This window comes from Hyphomicrobium sp. CS1BSMeth3 (assembly GCF_900117415.1).
In the GTDB taxonomy this organism is placed as follows: domain Bacteria; phylum Pseudomonadota; class Alphaproteobacteria; order Rhizobiales; family Hyphomicrobiaceae.
Map to the genome: position 1 here is coordinate 126,400 of NZ_FPEI01000004.1, position 18,077 is coordinate 144,476.

Here is an 18,077-nt window from a genome sequence, read left to right on the forward strand (position 1 = left end):
CGCCTTCAAAGCAAAGCTGCGATGGCATCCATGACGCGTGCGCGCTCGTCGGCGCCGAGGTGGAGCCCGGCCTTGGTTCGCCGCCAGAGGATGTCCTCGGCGCTCGCGGCCCACTCGTGCTCCTTGAGATAGACGACCTCACGCTCGGTGAGGCTCGGCCCGAGAAGAGCCCCCATATCGGCGAGACTGCGCGCATCGCCAATCACGGCCGGCACGCGGGCGCCATGACGGCGGGCAAGTCGCACGAGGTAGGGACGCTCGAAGCCCGGATACTGCTGCCCGAGGCGCACAACAAACTGCTGGAAGGCAGCGACCGGAGATGCGGCGAGGCGGCCGCTCTCGACAAGATCGCCGCCTGGGAGCGGCGCCCCGGCAGTCCAGGCCGGGCCCATGCCTGCAAGATGCGGGCGCAGGCGTTCGAGCGCCTCCTCGGCAAGGCGGCGGTACGTCGTCACCTTGCCGCCCATGACCGTCAGCAGCGGCGGCACGCCGGCGGATGCCGTGAGTTCGAGATGATAGTCGCGCGTGACGGCCGAGGGGTTGTCCGACTGGTCGTCGTAGAGTGGCCGGACGCCCGAATAAGCCCAGACGACCTCCTGGCGCTGAAGCGGCGTGCGGAAGAAGCGGCTCGCAAGGTCGAGCAGGTAGGCGATCTCGCTTTCGTCGATGGTGACTGACGCAGGATCGCCGTCATAGGCCACATCGGTCGTGCCGATGAGCGTGAAATGCTCCTCGTAGGGAAGCGCGAAAACGATCCGGCCGTCGGTATTCTGCATGAGGTAGGCATCGTCGGCGCCGGCAATACGCGGCACTATGACGTGGCTCCCCTTCACGAGGCGCAGGCGCGGAGCTGCGGCGCTGTCGATGAGGCCGCCGACCTTGTCCACCCAGGGGCCGGCAGCATTGACGAGCGCGCGCGCCCTGATCTCGCGTTCCTGTGCGCCATTGCGGATCATGATCCGCCAGAGCGCCCCTTCTGCCCGCACGGCCGTGACCTGATGGCGCGGCAGGATTTCCGCGCCGCGCTCCGCCGCCGCCTGCGCATTCAGAATGACAAGGCGGGCATCATCCACCCAGCAATCCCAGTAGGCGAAGCCGCGTGTGAGCTCGGGCTTGAGCGGGCGGCCACCAGGTTCGCGCGTGAGATCCAGCGCGGCGGATCCCGGCACGGCCTTACGCCGATAGAGGTGGTCGTAGAGAAAGAGGCCGGCCCGCAGCATCCAGGCCGGACGCTGGCCCGGCATGTGCGGGAGCACGAAGCGCAGCGGCCAGATGATGTGAGGTGCCTTGGCCAACAGCACCTCGCGCTCTCCGAGCGCTTCACGCACGAGGCGGAAAGCATAGTGCTCGAGGTAGCGCAGGCCGCCGTGGACGAGCTTGGAGCTTGCCGAGCTCGTCGCGCCGCCGAGGTCGCCCATGTCGGCGAGCAGGACCGTCAGTCCGCGACCGGCGGCATCTGCTGCGATTCCGCAACCGTTTATCCCGCCACCGATGATCGCGAGATCATATGCATCAGGAGGTCGCACGGGTCAGGGCCTGTCGCTCGGGCTCGTGCCGCCCTCCAGAAGCCCCGGTCGCGGTTCAACCGGGCCATCATGACGGGCGGCAGCTTCCATAGGGATGCCTGTAACCCAACCGCCCCCGCTAAGCTAGCCTCGACTGGGGGCTCAGGGTCCTGTTGGCTGCAATGCAACAGCCGTGCAGCACCGCGCCGCGAGATCAGGCGAAGTCTTCGACGATCGCGCTAGTTCAGCTTCATGACCTGGATGATTGCCGGGCCGAGAATGACGATGAACAGCACCGGCAGGAAGAAAACGATCATCGGAACGGTCAGCTTAGGGGGCAGCGCCGCGGCCTTGCGCTCGGCCTCCGACATGCGCATGTCGCGGTTCTCCTTGGCCATCACGCGCAGGGCCTGACCGACGGGCGTTCCGTAGCGCTCCGCCTGGATGAGCGCGGTGGCGACAGCCTTGATGCCGGCGATGCCCGTGCGCTTGCCGAGATTCTCGAAGGCAGCGCGCCGTTCCTGCAGATAGGAGAGCTCGGCCGTGGTCAGGCTGAACTCCTCCGCGAGCTCGAGCGACTGGCTGGAGACCTCCTTGGATACTTTGCCGAAGGCCGCCTCGATCGACATGCCCGCCTGCACGCAGATGAGCAGCATGTCGAGCGCGTCCGGAAATGCTTGCGAGATCGAGGCCTGCCGCTTCTGGACGAGGTTCTTGAGGAACACGTTCGGCAGGTAGAAGCCGCAGTAGCCCGCCGCGATCGCCATGCCGAATTTCGCAATCGGCGGATGCTGGAGGTTCAGGATGCCGAAGAGATAAATGAGTGCCACGATGGTGACGATGATCGGCATCACGAGGCGGAAGAACATGTAGGCCACAAGCGGCGCCTGGCCGCGCAGGCCCGCCATCTTCAGGAGGTCGCGCACCTCGTCGGTGTCAAATGCCTTGCGCAGATTGAGCCGGTTCACAATCTCCTGCATGAAGCCTTTCGGCGTCTGCCGCAGGCGACCAGCCTGACCTTCTCTCGAGAACTCCGCCATGCGGGCCGCGCGCATCTTGTCGCGCTCGGTTGCCATGGACTTCATGCGGAATGCCATGCGGTCGCGCGAAAGAAGCGGCATGGCGACCGTCAAGACCGTCGCGAAGGTTGCGGCAGCCGCGAGGAGCATCACCAGCAACTGCGGGCTCATGAAGGCTTCGATGAGATCGACCATGGTCCCCGGTCTCCTTTCGCTCGCCGCAGCACGCAGGCTGCACGGGCGGCTCAATACTTGAAGTTGATCATCTTCTTCATCACGAGGACACCGCAGGTCATCCAGATTGCCGCGCAAAGCAACAGGAACTGCCCCATCTTTGCCGTGAACAGGATCTTGATGTAGTTCGGCGTCGAGAAGTACACCATCAGCATCACGGCAAACGGCAGAGCCGCGAGCACGCCCGCCGAGGCCTTGGCTTCCGCCGACAGCGCCTTCACCTTTGCCTGCATGCGCTTTCTGTCGCGAAGCACGCCGGAAAGATTACCCAGAGCCTCGGAGAGGTTGCCGCCCGCCTGCTGCTGGATGGAAATGACGATCGCGAAGAAGTTCACTTCAGGGAGCGGCATCCGATCCATCATGCGCTCGAAGCATTCGGAGAGCGGCACGCCGACGCGCTGCTGCTCGACCAGCTCCTTGAACTCCTCCTTGATCGGCGACGGACTCTCGCGCGCAATGATGTTGAGGCACTCGTTCAGCGGCAAGCCCGACTTCACACCGCGCACGATGACATCGATCGAGTTGGCGAACTCGTCGAGGAACTTCGACTGACGCCGCTTGATCATGCGGTTGACGACCCAGCGCGGCAGTCCGAAGACGCCGACGAATGCGACGGCAAGTGAGATGAGCGGGGTCATGCCCGGCAGCGACACAAACGTGATCGTTCCAAAAGCCGCGCCCGCAACGATACTCGCAAGCCAGAAGACACGTGGCGTGACATCGAGGCCGGCGCGCTCGAGACGCTTGCGCATCGTCAGCTTCTCGCGCTGCTTCTGCTTCTGCTCGAGCTCTTTCAACGTGTCGGCGACCTGCCGACGACGGTTGCTGATCTGCTCCGCCTGGGCATTGCGGACCGCACGCTTGGTCTTGTTCTCCGTGACGCCCTGGATACGCTTTTCGGTCCTCGTAGAGCCCGACAGCAGCGGATAGGCGAGAATGTAGATGATGGCCGCTGCGGAAAGCGCAGCGAGCCCGACGAGCCCGAGCTGCATCACCTCAGGATCAAGCATCGGCCTCTCCCATCGTCCGGCCCATGGAGTCGAGAACTTCCGAGTTCGCCAATGCCCGCGAGAGCTTCTCGGTCTCGTTGTAGTACTCGGCCCGCTCCCAGAAGCGCGGGCGCGCAATGCCGGTCGAGCGATGGCGGCCGATGATCTTGCCGTTCGTGTCCTCGCCCGTGATTTCGAAGACGATCAGATTTTGCAGCGTGACCACATCACCTTCCATACCCACGACCTCGGTGATGTGCGTGATCTTGCGCGAGCCGTCGCGCAGACGCGACGCCTGGATGATGATGTCGATCGAGCCGACGATCATCTCGCGAATGGTCCTGGTCGGAAGCGAGTAACCGCCCATCATGATCATGGATTCGAGACGGCTGATGGCTTCACGGGGGCTGTTCGAGTGCAGCGTGCCCATGGAACCGTCATGGCCCGTATTCATGGCCTGCAGCAGATCGAAGGCCTCTGGTCCGCGGACCTCGCCGACGATGATCCGCTCAGGCCGCATACGCAGGCAGTTCTTGACGAGGTCGCGCATCGTGATCTCGCCTTCGCCTTCTAGGTTCGGCGGGCGCGTCTCGAGGCGGACCACGTGAGGCTGCTGGAGCTGGAGCTCCGCGGAGTCCTCGCAGGTGATGATGCGCTCGTCGGCATCGATCGAGCCGGTCATGCAGTTGAGCAGCGTCGTCTTGCCCGAGCCGGTACCGCCGGAGATGAGGATGTTGCAGCGGACGCGGCCGATGACTTCGAGGATCGCCTTCGCGTCGGGCGTGATCGATCCGAACTGGACGAGCTGCTCGAGCTTGAGGCGATCCTTCTTGAACTTACGAATGGTGAGCGCGGGGCCGTCGATCGCGAGCGGCGGCGCGATGACGTTCACGCGGCTGCCATCGGGGAGGCGCGCGTCGCATATCGGCGAGCTTTCGTCGACACGCCGGCCGACCTGGCTGACAATGCGCTGGCAGATGTTCATGAGCTGCGCATTGTCGGCAAAGCGCACGCCCGTCTTCTGCACCTTGCCGTTGACTTCGATGAAGGTCGTGCCAGCGCCATTGACCATGATGTCGGCGATGTCGTCGCGGGCGAGCAACGGCTCGAGCGGACCATAGCCGAGCACGTCGTTGCAGATGTCCTCGAGCAGCTCCTCCTGCTCGGCGATGGACATCACGACATTCTTGAGCTGGATGATCTCGCCGACGATGTCGCGGATCTCCTCGCGCGCCGCGGCGGCCTCGAGCTTGGCGAGCTGCGTGAGGTCGATCGTGTCGATCAGCGCGTTGAAGACCGACGTCTTGACGTCGTAGTACTCCTCCGAGTGGCGGCGTGCCTGCTCGATCGGATCAATGCGTGCAGGAGCCGGAGGCGCAACTGCAGTCGACCGCGGAGCAGCCGCCGCTGCCCGCTGCGGTTCCGCGGGGACAGGCGCACCGGCCGCCGGCTGGGGGACCGTTGGGCGCGGTGCACTCGGATCGTTTGAACGCCTGCCGAACATGCCAGCCACTCCTTAGCGCTTCAGTCTCAGCTTCTCGAGAATGCTGCCGAGCCCGCCGGAAGCCTTGTCGGATTTGTGCTCGCGGCGCCCGGTGAGAGCCATCGCGATCTCGTGGATCGCCGGTACGGCCTTTGACTTCGGTGCCATCTCCTCGATCATCTGACCGTTGTTGGCGGCCTGACCGAAGACCTCGCAGTCGAACTCGATGATCGCCGACGCCTTGGTGCCCATCGCCGACTCGAAATCCTTGATCGAGATCTCGGGACGCTTCGGCACACCAACCATGCTCAGCACCAGCATCGGCGGCTTGTCGTTGTGGCGCGCCTGCTTGACGAGATCGAACATGTTCTTGGCATTGCGCAGATTTGCGAGATCCGGCGCGGCCGTGATGATCACGCTGTCGGCGTTGAGGACCATGCGCTTGGTCCACTCCGTCCACATGTGCGGAACGTCGAGCCCGACGTAGGGCACGTTCTGGCGCACGACGTCGAGAACCAGATCGCAGGCATCCGCCGAGAGATCGTACTCGCGATCGAGGGCACCGGGTGCCGCAAAGATGCTCAAGTATTCGGAGCACTTCGTCAGCAGGCGATCGAGAAGAACCTCGTCGAGGCGCTCCGGCGTGGAGATCGCATCGGCAATGCCCTGCACGGGATCCTGATTGAAGTCGAGGCCCGCGGTACCGAACGGCAGATCGAGGTCGGCGATCACCACCGACTGCTTCATCATCTCCGAGATGGTCCACGACACGTTGTGGCAGATCGTGCTCGAACCAACACCACCCTTGGCGCCGACGAAGGCGTAGACGCTGCCGACTGGATCCGCCTGCGGGTCGTTGTAGAGGTTCGAGAGGCTTTCCATGAGCTGGAGCGGCGCGATCGGCGCGATCAGATACTCGCTGACCCCGCGGCGCAGCACCTCGCGATAGAGCGCGACGTCATTGGTGTGACCGATCACGATGACCTTCGTGCCGGAGTCGCACGATTCCGCGAGGCGATCGAGCTCGGCGAGGAACTCACGCTGCGCCAGCGTCGATTCGATGATGATCAGGTTCGGCGTCGGGCTTTCCTGATAGTGCGCGACGGCAGCCTGCACACCGCCCATATGCACGCTGACGTGCGTCTTCATGAGACGGCGATCCTCGGCGGCGACCTGCACCACGTCGGCCATCTCGGGACGCTCGCAGAACGCCTGGATCGAAATGCGCGGGATCGGGCGCGCGCGGTCCGAGATCCGCTCGTCGACGGCCTCCTCCACTTCCTCCAGTCTGGCAAGCTCGCGGCTCATAGTCTTGTCCTCGCTTACATTCGTTCGTTGTTGGTCGGCCCTCGGATCGAGCGGCCTCGCGTTCGTTATCTGGCTATGGGCCCCAACCGCTCGTCGCCCGACTTCGCGGCGCCCGCCGGCAGGCCTTTGACGTACCGGCCGTGCACCACTTCGCGACGGTCTGCGGGAGCCGGCGTCATGGTCCGCGGGCCGAGCAGATCAGCGGGATTGGCAACCTGCACCGCAAGATTGCGCTGCGAGGCGCAGCCGAAGTTCGCGTACGGCAGGTTCTTGCGATCATGCGCCAGGTTGTCCGGCCAGTGACCGCACTCGGGCGCCTCGGCGACGAAGCGGGCATACGAGATCTTGATGGGCGCGCTTGCTTCGCGGCCCGCGCGGTAGGGGCGCACCTGGATGTTCGCCTCGTCGATGCCCGCATCGCGCACGATCGCGCGGAGATCTGCGAGCGCGCGGACCGACGAGACTTCGTTGTCACTACCGCTCGGCACGCCAATCGCGAGACGGCCAGCCTCCGTACCCGAACTGCGATAGTTGCGGAAGAAGTGAATGGCCTGCGCGCGCTGCGCGGGCGTCAGTCCGCCGGCCCCGGCGGCAACGCGCAGCGTCAGGTTCGCCGGCTGATCCGTCACGACGATGGGGTGGCGCTGACGCGCATCGATCATCGCCCAGCTCGCCACGTGAACACCCGGTTCCTCTTCGCCCGGCCGGCAGCCGGAGAGCCCGGTGGCAATGGTTGCGAGCATCAGACCGGTCGCAACAGTACCCGCTGGAGCGAGCAGGCGCGCACGAAGGGACTTCTTGGCCGTCATGATACGTCTCCGTCGATCCTGCTCTGCTCAATCAATGATGAAACCAGCGCCATCCTTGAGCCCAACCTGCGTCGGCAGATCCTTGCCGTAGACGCGGTTGAGATGGCCGTAGAAGTTGAATTTGTGGTCGGAGGCCGGCGCAAGGCCGTCATCCGGGCGGGCAAGCTTCTGGCGTGCAACCGGCTTCACCATGTAGGGCGTGACGAGCACGACGAGCTCCGTCTCCCGCTTGATGAAGTCATTCGAGCGGAACAGCGTGCCGAGCACGGGTACATCCTTGAGGCCCGGGAAACCGTCGATGTTCTTGCGCGTGTCCTCCGAGAGAAGACCGGCGAGCGCCAGCGTGCCACCCGACGGCAGCTCGACCGTGGATTTCGCCTCGCGCTTCTTGAGGGCCGGGATCGAGATCGAGCTAAGCACCACGCCGCCGACGTCGGTCAGCTCCGAGACCTCGGTCTCGATCTTGAGGCTGATGCGGCCTTCGGACAGGACGACCGGCGTGAACGCGACACCGATGCCGAATTCCTTGTACGAGACCGACTGGCGACCGGTCGCGTCGACGACGGGGATCGGATACTCGCCGCCGGCCAGGAACTTGGCCGTCTCGCCGGATACGGCTGTCAGGTTCGGCTCGGCCAGCGTGCGGATGAGGCCATCGCGCTCGAGCATCCGAACGGCGTACGCGACCTGGGCCGTGCTCGAGCCGAACCCGCCTGCAAGCCCGGAGTTTCCGAACGAGCCGTTGGGGCCTGGATTGAAAACGCAGAGGCTGCCCGCTACAGCGCACCCTGCCGCGGTCGCACTGCTACCCGTGCCGATGCCGGGAATCGGCAGCCGTCCGAGGCCCGCAGCAGCCGTGAGCGGCAATGCGTTCTCCGTGAGTAGGCTCGTGGTGAAGTTGCCCGAGTTGATTGCTGCGCCGAGATTGATGCCGAACTGCTTCATGATCGAGCGCTGCACCTCGGCAACGACCACCTGAAGCATGACCTGCTCCTCGGCCTCGATCGTCAGCAGATTGATGACGAGCTTGTCATCGGCCACGGTCGTGCGGGCTCTGGCTGCCGCCGCGCCGTTGGCACGCGCATCGCCGTTAGCGCCTTCGACACCACCACCTGCGGGAAGGCTCTCCGCGGGCCCTCCGGCATTAGAGGAGTCATCAACCGCGGCTTGATATCTGGAGAAGCCCTGAGCTGCACCAGCAGCGCGCGCCTGCCCCATCAGCGCGCGTGCATATTCGCGAGCGATCGTCGTCGCTCGGGCAGACGCCGCTGGAGAAGGAACGCTGCCGGTGAGCACGATCGACTGGCCGACACGCTTGGTCCTGATCTGCGCGCCCGGCAGGAGGTTTGCCAGAACCTCGTTGAGCTGATTGAGCGAGCGCTCGTCGCCGTTCGTCGAGGAAAGAAGGCTGCGTCCCGCACCGACTTCGACATCGAGCGTGAGGACGTGATCACCCTTCTCGTTGAAGAAGAAAATATTGACCTCACCGATGCCCTTGGCGAGGAGGAACACGCGATTGGAGGATTGGACAACCGCATCCACCCTGTTGGGATCCGACACGAGGACCTCCCGAAGTCCGAACGGAAACTGGACCATCAGAGATTTGCCGCGAGAAACCTCGACCTTCTCCACGCGAGGAAAGGGCCCGCGCGGCGACACCTCGAACACGGCGTTCTCGAGCACGGCGCGCGTCGCCGACGTCGGAAGAGATCTCGTCTGCGCGCCAGCGTTATCGACAGCGAGCGCGGCAATCGCCAGGGCAAGGCCGAAACCGGCCAATTTCATCATCATCCGCATGGGGTTCAAAGCCTTCTGGCGACCGACCAAAACAAGGGGTGCACGCAGACGCAACTTCTGAGACACACACGCAGACTGACACGGGCAACTCGCACGCAGTATTCGGTTTGGCGGCGCTCCGGACGGCGCGCCGAAATCATTGCATGCCGACAGACACGCGCGACTTCTGGCCGTAGCGAAGAATGCGCACGGTCTCACTCTGCTTGCGCTCGCCGTCCTCCGCACCCGAGCCGTCACGCCTGAAATCGGCGATCGAGCGCAATGCCAGCGTGATGTCGCCCATGGACTTGGCGAGCGCGAGCTTCTCCGCCTGCATGGGCGAAAGCTCGAGCGTCGCGGTATTGCCTTCGACGCCCTTCTGGCCTTCCTTGGTCTCGAGCCGCTGGCCAATGGCAAGCACGCGAACATTGCTGAAGAGCAGTTCGCTCGAATGCTCCTCGCCACCCCGGCCCCTGAGGCGGCGGATCAGATACACGTCGACATGATCGTTCGGCAGGATCAGACGGCCGACGGCGGTATCCTCGGTGATCTTGGTCGAGATTGCGCGACGGCCTTCGGGCAGTATCGAGGCGAGGACGCCACCTTCACCCGGCTTGATCAGCTTGGTGCGCGTGATCGGCTCGTTCGCAAGGATGGGCGCCCGCGCAATGTGGCCGACCAGCTCCTTCATCGACGCCGCGCCGCGGCACATCACTGCGCCCTGCGGCACCGCTTCCTGCGGCCAGCCCTGGCAGCGGAAGCTCGATTCGGATGCGATTGCGCCGAGCCCCATGTCCGTGCGGGCGACGAGCACCTCGGCAACATTGGTGCGCACCTCGCGCTGGACGACCTGCGGTTTCGCCGTCAGCTTCTGCATTCCGATGAAGGCACCCACACCGCAGATGCCCGCGATTGCGATCCCGATAAGCTGTCCCTTCTTCATCGCCCGACAGGCCCTCTCAAACGAGCAATCCCGCTATCCCACGTTTGGGAATCTCGCCGACAATCCTCAATGCGGCGTTAATGGTGGGATTGATCAGGCACGAGACCATTGCCCGTCCCCATAGAGGCCGGTCGGCGCGGCAAACTTGACACAGATGCTTTGGCCCCTCTCCCGCCCGGTGAACGCGGCAATTAACGTGGGCCTACTCTCGCAATGGTAGCGATTCTGGAGCGAATTTTCTACCGGAGCGTGTAAAATCTTCTGTAATTCGCCATTGGCGGCACGCTGCAGGCATGGCGGAACGGCGTCAGATCCCGGCAGCAAACCAGAGCGTCGAGGGAAAAACGTGCAGGCCCGCAGCGGCCAGCGCTACGCCATAGGGGATGCCGGTCTTGGCATGGTGCAAGCGCATGGCCCAAGCCTGGCGCGTAAGCCAGAGCGGCGGCATCAGGCGACGGTAGAAGAGAATCGCCAGCGAGAGGGCACCGCCAGCCATGGCGGCCAGCAGCAGATACGGCAACAGATGATCGAAGCCGAGCCAGAGCGCGGTTGCGGCAAGCAGCTTGGCATCGCCACCGCCGAGCCAGCCGAGGGCGAACATGCCGATGCCGATCATAAGCATCAGAAGCCCCGCGCCAACGTGGCTCGCAAGAGCCCACCAGCCGATGCCCATCATGGCCGCCGCGACTGCGAAGGCTGCAACGAGCACAATCGAGATCCGGTTGGGGATGGTCATCGTGAGCATGTCCATGGCGCCGGCAAAGGCCATGGCGGCAGGGAAGATCAAGATGACGGCGTACTCGATCACGGCTCGATACTCCAACACACGCAGTCCGGGCTACTACAGGCAGCACGGCACTCGATGCCGAGTATGCGCAAGCTGGATGAAAGCTTGGTTAAGTCCTGGGCGGAGGCCGGGGCTTCGATTGTCGCGGCGCTAGGAAGAGGCCGACCGTATACAATTTTCGATACAAGTTCTTTACCGCATCCACGAGGATTGACGCCGAATGCGGGCCTTCTCGGCATCCATCCAAGAAATCCTTAAGAATGTCGCCTCTACAGTCCGCCCTCGCAGCGAAGGCATGGCAGGCCACGACATCCGCTGCTCGAGCAAAGGGAGATGGGGTCGTGTCAGGTCTTTTGAAGCGGTTTCAGAAGGACGCGTCGGGCGCTACCGCCATCGAATACGCGCTCATCGCCGGTCTCATAAGCATCGTGATCGTCGCCAGCGCCACGGCCATCGGCGGGTCCCTTTCCGACATCTTCACGAAGGTCAACGCCGGCTTCCCGACCTCGTAGGGCGGCTGCAATCCCAGTTCCTATTGTGATTGCGCACCGCGGTGGGAACGGGCTTCCCGCGCGGCGCGCTCTTGCACGTCATAACGGCTAGCTGCCGGACACGGTGGCACCTTCATCGGGCGGCGCATTTGGCTGAGCCGGCGGTCTCACAAAGACCAGCTTCTGATAGGCGAGCCCGATCCCGATCAGCACAGCGCCGAGCGTGATGAACGAGAGCGCGCGCCAGAGCCCCGTGAGCCCGGCGAGATCGAACAGGAAGACCTTGATCACCGCGAGCAGCACCAGGATCGCCGAAGCGAGCCGTGCCACTCCCGCGCCGCGCCAGATGCCATACGCAAGGTAGACAATACCGAGCAGGAGCCAGCCGGCCGAGTAGGCCCAGTGCTCGGCGCCGCCGGTCGAGCGGAAAAGGCCGATGCGTGGGCCCTGGAAGGCGTGGCGGATTTCGAGCGTGACATAGAAGAAGACGAGGACGCCCGCGAGGACATAGAGCATCGTCACGTACCAGTTCGGCCGCACGCCACGCGCATTGCGTGCAAGGAACGCCGCCGCGATGCCCGGCACGAAGTAGGCGAGCAGGAGCGAGCTGAAAATGACCGGCCCCATCACTGCATTCGCATTACCCGTCGAAATGAGCGGGTTCTCAAAGAGCAGCAGGCCGAAAGCGCCGAACAGGATCGCGATCACGCCAAAGGCAATCGAGGCCCAGCGGAAGACGACATTGCTGCGGGCGAGATCGAGGCGCATCAATACGTAGGCCAGCAGGATTGCCATCAAGACCTGAAGACCCTGCTCGATATGGCTCGACAGCGGGGACAGAGGATCGCCGGCATTCAGCGCGTGGCGGATCTGGAAGAAAAGCAGCAGCGCCGTGAAGACGACAGCCAGTGCATCCGCGAGCCGCTGCGCGAGGTCAGTGGCGCGCAGCTCCAACAAACGGCCGGCGATAGCGAAGGCCACTGCCGGCACGCCATAGCCGATGAGGAGCCAGTTGAGGATCGGAATGCGCCCGACGTCGGTGCCCATGATTGCCGGGTCCCACATGATGCGGCCGAGCACGATGAGACCGATGGCGGCCACGGCAGGCCGCAGTAAGGGAATGTCGCGCAGTGTCGCGACGTACGACGTCCCGAGCGCCATGAGCGCGAAGGCGACGGTCATATAGCCACGCGAGAGGAAGGCGACGAGCGCGAAGCTCAACGCGGCGATGGCTGCAGCCGCAAAGGCTCCGGTTGCGAGGCGGATGCCGGGAAGCGGCACGATCAGCTCGCGCGCGAGAAAGCGCTCAGCGACCCAGACGAAACCGCCAGCCAGAATGACGCCGAACAGCGCAAAGGGGATCGAGCTGTCGAACTGCGTCACGCGGAGATAGGCGAGCACCAGGGCGAGCAGCAGCGGCACGGTGGCGCCGAGCGCATAGAACCCGGTGACCGGCGCGCTGAGCGTCGGGCCCCGCCACATCCGGTACCCGGCGACCGCTGCCGTACCCGCGCCGAGCAGAGCGAGTGTCGTCAGATAAGCCGAGACATTCTCGGGAAGACGCAGAACCTGGGCGGCGAACGGCGCGAGCAGGCTCGCATCGGGCACGTCCTTGAGGCCCGGCCAGAAGGCGGCAACGGCAATTACGGGCAGGCCTGCGAATGCGGCGCCGGCGGCGGCAGGCGGACTGAGCCACGCCGTCACGGCCAGCAGGCCGGCGGCAGCGGCCGCGAACGGCACCCAGCCGACGGCCTCGAAGCGGCTGTCAGCGAGCATGGCGACGGCAAGCACGGCCATAGCCAGCAGCGCAGCAGCAGCCACCTGATCGACCTGCGCTTCCTCGTCCTTGACGCCGACATGCGGCTCGAGCGCCATGAACACAGCGGCGAGCGCAAGTTGCAGGAGCACATGCGCATAGCCGGCGCGTGCCCACTCGTAGCTGCCGGCGGCGGCCTGGTCGATGTACGGGAGTCCCCAGAGGAAGGCACCGCCAACCGCAAAGGCGGCGAGCCACAGCCAGTGCCGGAGGCGCGCCAGGCCGTGCGCCGAAGCCGCGACGACCGCGAGATAGAGCACGACCGGCCACGGGCTCGGCTTGTCGGATGTGACCAGTAGGGGCCCGGCGTAGGCGCCCGCGAGCCCGAGCCCGGCGAGCATGGGCCCGTGGAGGGCGGCGGCGAACATGGTCGCGACGCCGATCGCGCCAAGCAGCACGAAGGCCAATGCCGGGCCGATGAAGCCGTAGAGCGCATGGGCGGCATAGACCGTGCCGAAGGCGGTCACGGTGCCGGCGGCCGTCAGAATGCTCGGAATGTGCGCCGCCTCGAGCCCAGGGACGACGATACCGCGCGAACTCCGCCGCAGCCACTCGCCAGCGCCGACTAGGACGAGGGCCAGGAGGGCACCGAGGAAGACCCGTGCGCCAGGGCCGAAAATGCCCTGCTCGATGGAGTAGCGCACCATGAGGATGCCACCCAGCGCGAGCGCAAGCCCGCCGACCCAGACGGCCCAGCGCGTGCCGAGGCGCTCCTCGAGCGAGCGGGGGGGTTTGGCGGACGCAGCGTCGGCCGGCGGGGCGGAAGGTTCGGCATCGGCGGCCTCAGGCACCTCGGGAGCGCCCTCGGCAATCGGCGGCACCGAGGTCTCGACCGGCGGCGGCAGGGCAATCGGGGTGGGCGCCTCGGGTGCCGTGACCTCCCCTGCCTGCGGCCCTGTGCCGGCTCTCAACGCCGCGATCTGCGCCTCGCTGGCCGTAAGCCGCTCCTCGAGCTTCTTAAGGCGCTTCCCGAACTGGACGTAGATCCAGATCAGTCCGGCAAGCAGGATGATGGCGAAGTCCATGGCCTTGCGGCTCCAGTGGCGCGAGCGGGCACGAGTTGCAGAGGGAAAGAAAGGCGAATCAAGTCGGTTAGAAGCGGAGTCTCAGACGGGATATTAAACCAATCATTGCCGTTTTCGGGGCCGCTCGGCATTGACGCGCTGGAGTGGCTATACTGCGGCAGAACCCCAGCGGAAGCCGCGCCGAGAATGACATCACAGCCGAACATCTTCGATCGGGCGCTGCTGGCCCGCCGGCGGGCGCGGGCGGCATCCACGGCGGGGGAGCACGATTTTCTGCTACGCCACGTGAGCGAGGATATCGTCGATCGCCTATCGCTCATTCAGCGGCAATTTCCCGTGGGCCTGAACCTCGGCGCACACACGGGCGCGCTAAGCCGGCGCCTGCGCGAGCTCGGAAAGACCGGCCTCCTGATCGACGCTGATCCGAGCGCAGCCATGCTCGCCCAATGCGACGGCCCTCGTCTTGCCGCGGACGAGGAGCTTCTCCCCTTTGGCCCGGCGACGCTCGATCTCGTCGTGAGCGGCCTCGCCCTTCAGTTCGTCAATGACCTGCCGGGCGTTCTCGTCCAGATACGCCAGGCGCTGAAAGGGGACGGCCTGTTTATCGCCGCGCTCCTCGGCGCAGGCTCGCTCGCAGAGCTGCGCGAGGCATTTCTGATCGCAGAAACAGAGATTTATGGCGGTGCGACCCCGCGCGTTGCGCCTTTTGCGGATGTCCGCACGCTCGGCGGTCTCCTCCAGCGGGCCGGATTTGCGCTTCCGGTGGCCGATGTCGACAGCCTCCGCGTGACCTATGCCCATCCGCTGGCGCTCATGGCCGAGCTCAAGGCCATGGGGGCGAGCAATGTCCTTGTCGAGCGCTCACGCCGCCCCATGACGCGGCGCCTGCTGGCCCGCGCTGCCGAAGTCTATGCCGAGAAGTTCGGCACGCCCGACGGACGTATCCCCGCTACATTCGAGATCGTGACACTGACCGCCTGGGCCCCCGATCCCTCGCAGCCGAAGCCCCTTCGCCCCGGATCGGCCAAGACCCGGCTCGCTGACGCCCTCGGTGTTCCCGAGGGCGCCGCGCCTCCCAAGAAAAAAGAGAGTCCTTGAGTATCAAGGGTGCCACACCTTAGCCTGTACATCGCCCCAATCGCGCCGTGCGGCCACCCCGAATCGAGGTCCCTTTAGGAAACCGTTAGGAGCGAATCGGCTCAGTTGCGTCGACGCCCGCAAGGCGTCCTAGTTCACGGGGAGAGAGCCTTATGTTGATGACCACGCTCGAGGGTATCGAGTTCGCGAGCGCCTATCCCGATCTCCTCGGAAAGCGCGTTCTGATCACCGGGATCGACAATGCGCAGGGCGTGGACATCGCGCGCGCGTTCGCCGAGCAGCGCACGCGCCTCATCCTCCATGTGAACGAGATGACGCCCGAGATGGAAGTGCTCGGCGAGATCGTTTCCCAGGGCGCCCTCGACGTGCGCCTTTTCGATGGACCGATCGGCCCGACGGATGATGCCGTGAAGCTTGCGCGCCAGACCGTGCAGGCCTTTGGCGGCGTCGATATCGTCATCAACCTCGCGACCGTGCCGGCGCCGAAGGGTGGCGCTGCGGCGCGCGAGAGCGATGTCGAGGAAGCCGTGAGCGAGACGCTCTCGGCGGCCTGTCTCATGACCAAGATCGCGACGAACCGTATGCGCCTCACGATGACCGAGGGCCACGTGCTCACGATCGTAAGGCTGCCGAAGAAGCCGACCTCGGCGCATCGGGTCGTCGGCGCCCTTGCGCGCTCGGCGCTCGCCAATCTCACGCGCAACGAGGCGCGCGAGTGGGCCCCGCACGGCATTCAGATCAATGCGATCGCTCCCGCGGCCGTGAGCACGATGGCACCCTTCGGCGCGCTCACGGGCGAGCCGGACATGGCAAGCCTCGCGCTGCATCTCTCGAGTGGGGAGGGCCGAGACCTCACGGGTCTCATGTTCGAGTGCTACGGCGAATAAGGCCGCTCAGCTCGCGACGACACGCTCCGGAAATGCGCGCGCGATCGCCTCGCGCGTCGCCGGGATCACGCCGCGCTCGGTGATGAGCCGACTGACGAGGCGTGCAGGCGTGACATCGAATGCGTAGTTGGCAACGTATGTGCCTTCGGGGACGAGACGCACGCGCGCTACGTCGCCCTGCTCGGTCGCGCCGCTGATCCAGGCAACCTCGTCGCCGCCACGCTCCTCGATCGGGATCTGCTTGAGGCCGTCCGAGATCGAGAAATCGATCGTGGATGAGGGAAGCGCGACGTAGAAGGGCACGCCGTTGTCGTGTGCAGCGAGCGCTTTCAAATACGTGCCGATCTTGTTGCCGACATCGCCCGTCGCCGTCGTGCGGTCGCTGCCGACGATGACCATGTCGACGAGACCACGCTGCATGAGATGGCCGCCGGCATTGTCGACGATGACGGTGTGCGGCACGCCATGGTGGCCGAGCTCCCAGGCCGTGAGCGCGGCACCCTGATTGCGCGGACGCGTTTCGTCGACCCAGACGTGAACGGGAATGCCGGCGTCGTGCGCCATGTAGATCGGCGCAGTGGCCGTGCCCCAATCGACCGTCGCGAGCCAGCCGGCATTGCAGTGCGTGAGAATGTGCACGGGCATGCCTGCCCTCAATCGCGCGACATCGCGAATGAGATCGAAGCCGAATTTGCCGATGGCCTCGTTGGTCGCGACATCCTCATCGGCAATGCGCGCAGCTTCGGCATAAGCGGTCTCGGCTCGTGCGTGCGCCGGACGTGAGGCGAGCACGCCGCGCACGCGATCGAGCGCCCAGCGCAGGTTCACTGCGGTCGGTCGTGTGAGGGCGAGAACGGCGTAGGCTTCCTTCAAGTGCGCATCCGAGGCATCGGCGCGCATGGCGAGGGCGAGGCCGTAGGCGGCGGTTGCGCCGATAAGCGGCGCACCGCGCACCTGCATGTCGCGGATGGCGCGGGCGGCATCCTCGAGCGTCGTGAGGCGCACCACGGTGAACGCGTGCGGAAGCCGCGTCTGGTCGATGATCTCGACCGACCAGCCATCATCGCCGAGCCAGATGGTCCGCCAGCGCTTGCCGTCGACGTTCATGAGCGTCCTTCCCGATCCGAGCGCGCTGTGCACAATAATAGCCTACTCGGCAACTTCAGGGAGGCAATCCCATGGCCAGCAAACCCGTCTGCCTCGTCGTTGGGGCTGGAGATGCGCTTGGCGGCGCCATTGCCAGGCGCTTTGCCCGCGAGGGTTATCTCACTTGCGTCGCGCGACGTACGGCCGACAAGCTCGCTGATCTCACCGCAGCCATCGAGAAGGCCGGCGGCACAGCGGCCGCCTATGGCTGCGACGCGCGGCGCGAGGAGCAGGTGGTGGCGCTCTTCGAGCAGATCGAGAAGGGGCACGGGCCTATCGAGGTGCTCGTTCACAACATCGGCGGCAACGTGCGGGAATCGATCCTCGACGCGACCGCGCAGAAGTTCTTCAAGACCTGGGAAATGGCCTGCATGGCGGGCTTCCTCACCGGGCGCGAGGCGGCGCGCCGCATGGTGCCGCGGGAACGCGGTACGATCCTCTTCACGGGGGCCACCGCCTCCCTGCGGGGCGGCGCGGGCTTTGCAGGCTTCTCGGCGGGCAAGGCGGGCCTCAGGATGGTCGCGCAGAGCATGGCGCGCGAGCTTGGGCCCAAGGGCATTCACGTCGGGCATGTGGTGATCGACGGCGCGATCGACACGGCCTTCATCCGCGAGAACTTCCCTCAGCGCTATGCGCTGAAGGAGCGCGACGGCATTCTCAATCCCGAGCACATCGCAGACATCTACTGGATGCTGCACACCCAGCCGCGCGATACTTGGTCCTTCGAGATTGACGTGAGGCCCTGGATCGAGAGCTGGTGA

At 65.2% G+C, this 18,077-nt stretch carries 15 protein-coding genes; 4 read left to right on the top strand and 11 right to left on the bottom strand.

The genetic code is table 11. From position 1 onward, the window contains the following. Window positions 1–5: 5 nt before the first annotated feature. From glpD to CS1BSM3_RS04850, 9 genes are all read right to left on the bottom strand, one after another. Entirely contained in the window at window positions 6–1,526 is a 1,521-nt protein-coding gene (glpD, locus tag CS1BSM3_RS04810) for a glycerol-3-phosphate dehydrogenase (protein WP_072385864.1), read from the bottom strand. A gap of 218 nt (window positions 1,527–1,744) precedes the next feature. Next, window positions 1,745–2,719 (bottom strand): type II secretion system F family protein, encoded by a 975-nt coding sequence (locus tag CS1BSM3_RS04815; RefSeq protein WP_072385866.1) that lies wholly within the window; start codon window positions 2,717–2,719, stop codon window positions 1,745–1,747. 50 nt (window positions 2,720–2,769) lie between these two features. Continuing rightward, entirely contained in the window at window positions 2,770–3,768 is a 999-nt protein-coding gene (locus tag CS1BSM3_RS04820) for a type II secretion system F family protein (RefSeq protein WP_072385868.1), read from the bottom strand. Then, the gene (locus CS1BSM3_RS04825) at window positions 3,761–5,251 is read right to left on the bottom strand and encodes a CpaF family protein (RefSeq protein ID WP_072385870.1); all 1,491 of its coding nucleotides are present in this window, start codon (window positions 5,249–5,251) and stop codon (window positions 3,761–3,763) included. The genes CS1BSM3_RS04820 and CS1BSM3_RS04825 overlap by 8 nt, the downstream gene beginning before the upstream one ends. A 12-nt stretch (window positions 5,252–5,263) precedes the next feature. After that, window positions 5,264–6,538: an AAA family ATPase gene (locus CS1BSM3_RS04830; RefSeq protein WP_072385871.1), complete on the bottom strand. Its 1,275-nt coding sequence runs from the start codon at window positions 6,536–6,538 to the stop codon at window positions 5,264–5,266. A gap of 65 nt (window positions 6,539–6,603) precedes the next feature. Next, window positions 6,604–7,347: a CpaD family pilus assembly protein gene (locus CS1BSM3_RS04835; protein ID WP_072385873.1), complete on the bottom strand. Its 744-nt coding sequence runs from the start codon at window positions 7,345–7,347 to the stop codon at window positions 6,604–6,606. A 27-nt stretch (window positions 7,348–7,374) separates the two neighbouring features. After that, the gene (locus CS1BSM3_RS04840) at window positions 7,375–9,138 is read right to left on the bottom strand and encodes a type II and III secretion system protein family protein (RefSeq protein ID WP_072385874.1); all 1,764 of its coding nucleotides are present in this window, start codon (window positions 9,136–9,138) and stop codon (window positions 7,375–7,377) included. A 142-nt stretch (window positions 9,139–9,280) separates the two neighbouring features. Then, window positions 9,281–10,066, bottom strand: a complete 786-nt coding sequence (gene cpaB, locus CS1BSM3_RS04845) for a Flp pilus assembly protein CpaB (RefSeq protein ID WP_072385875.1) — start codon at window positions 10,064–10,066, stop codon at window positions 9,281–9,283. A gap of 307 nt (window positions 10,067–10,373) precedes the next feature. Continuing rightward, a complete protein-coding gene (locus CS1BSM3_RS04850) occupies window positions 10,374–10,874 on the bottom strand; it encodes an A24 family peptidase (RefSeq protein WP_244540423.1) in 501 nt (166 codons plus the stop codon). A 320-nt stretch (window positions 10,875–11,194) separates the two neighbouring features. Between CS1BSM3_RS04850 and CS1BSM3_RS04855 the strand changes: the two genes are divergently transcribed. Further along, window positions 11,195–11,365: a Flp family type IVb pilin gene (locus tag CS1BSM3_RS04855; protein WP_072385877.1), complete on the top strand. Its 171-nt coding sequence runs from the start codon at window positions 11,195–11,197 to the stop codon at window positions 11,363–11,365. Between the two features lie 87 nt (window positions 11,366–11,452). On the opposite strand, the gene CS1BSM3_RS04860 is transcribed toward CS1BSM3_RS04855, so the two are convergent. Further along, complete coding sequence (locus CS1BSM3_RS04860) at window positions 11,453–14,185, bottom strand: DUF2339 domain-containing protein (protein ID WP_072385879.1); 2,733 nt, start codon at window positions 14,183–14,185, stop codon at window positions 11,453–11,455. Between the two features lie 186 nt (window positions 14,186–14,371). On the opposite strand from CS1BSM3_RS04860, the gene CS1BSM3_RS04865 reads away from it, so the two are divergent. Together CS1BSM3_RS04865 and CS1BSM3_RS04870 are read left to right on the top strand one after the other, a co-directional pair. After that, window positions 14,372–15,283: a methyltransferase domain-containing protein gene (locus CS1BSM3_RS04865; protein ID WP_072385880.1), complete on the top strand. Its 912-nt coding sequence runs from the start codon at window positions 14,372–14,374 to the stop codon at window positions 15,281–15,283. A 152-nt stretch (window positions 15,284–15,435) separates the two neighbouring features. Continuing rightward, window positions 15,436–16,170 carry an SDR family NAD(P)-dependent oxidoreductase gene (locus CS1BSM3_RS04870; protein ID WP_072385882.1) on the top strand — a complete coding sequence of 245 codons (735 nt, stop codon included), beginning with the start codon at window positions 15,436–15,438 and terminating at the stop codon, window positions 16,168–16,170. A 6-nt stretch (window positions 16,171–16,176) separates the two neighbouring features. On the opposite strand, the gene mtnA is transcribed toward CS1BSM3_RS04870, so the two are convergent. Then, the gene (gene mtnA, locus CS1BSM3_RS04875) at window positions 16,177–17,277 is read right to left on the bottom strand and encodes an S-methyl-5-thioribose-1-phosphate isomerase (RefSeq protein ID WP_072385884.1); all 1,101 of its coding nucleotides are present in this window, start codon (window positions 17,275–17,277) and stop codon (window positions 16,177–16,179) included. A gap of 71 nt (window positions 17,278–17,348) precedes the next feature. On the opposite strand from mtnA, the gene CS1BSM3_RS04880 reads away from it, so the two are divergent. Further along, window positions 17,349–18,077, top strand: a complete 729-nt coding sequence (locus CS1BSM3_RS04880) for an SDR family oxidoreductase (RefSeq protein ID WP_072385886.1) — start codon at window positions 17,349–17,351, stop codon at window positions 18,075–18,077.

Coding starts and splice junctions, on each gene's coding strand:
- CS1BSM3_RS04820 (WP_072385868.1), bottom strand. CDS start 3,768: ATGCTTGATCCTGAGGTGATGCAGCTCGGGCTCGTCGGGCTCGCTGCG.
- CS1BSM3_RS04830 (WP_072385871.1), bottom strand. CDS start 6,538: ATGAGCCGCGAGCTTGCCAGACTGGAGGAAGTGGAGGAGGCCGTCGAC.
- cpaB (WP_072385875.1), bottom strand. CDS start 10,066: ATGAAGAAGGGACAGCTTATCGGGATCGCAATCGCGGGCATCTGCGGT.
- CS1BSM3_RS04865 (WP_072385880.1), top strand. CDS start 14,372: ATGACATCACAGCCGAACATCTTCGATCGGGCGCTGCTGGCCCGCCGG.
- CS1BSM3_RS04870 (WP_072385882.1), top strand. CDS start 15,436: ATGTTGATGACCACGCTCGAGGGTATCGAGTTCGCGAGCGCCTATCCC.
- CS1BSM3_RS04880 (WP_072385886.1), top strand. CDS start 17,349: ATGGCCAGCAAACCCGTCTGCCTCGTCGTTGGGGCTGGAGATGCGCTT.
- CS1BSM3_RS04815 (WP_072385866.1), bottom strand. CDS start 2,719: ATGGTCGATCTCATCGAAGCCTTCATGAGCCCGCAGTTGCTGGTGATG.
- CS1BSM3_RS04860 (WP_072385879.1), bottom strand. CDS start 14,185: ATGGACTTCGCCATCATCCTGCTTGCCGGACTGATCTGGATCTACGTC.
- CS1BSM3_RS04835 (WP_072385873.1), bottom strand. CDS start 7,347: ATGACGGCCAAGAAGTCCCTTCGTGCGCGCCTGCTCGCTCCAGCGGGT.
- CS1BSM3_RS04840 (WP_072385874.1), bottom strand. CDS start 9,138: ATGATGATGAAATTGGCCGGTTTCGGCCTTGCCCTGGCGATTGCCGCG.
- mtnA (WP_072385884.1), bottom strand. CDS start 17,277: ATGAACGTCGACGGCAAGCGCTGGCGGACCATCTGGCTCGGCGATGAT.
- CS1BSM3_RS04825 (WP_072385870.1), bottom strand. CDS start 5,251: ATGTTCGGCAGGCGTTCAAACGATCCGAGTGCACCGCGCCCAACGGTC.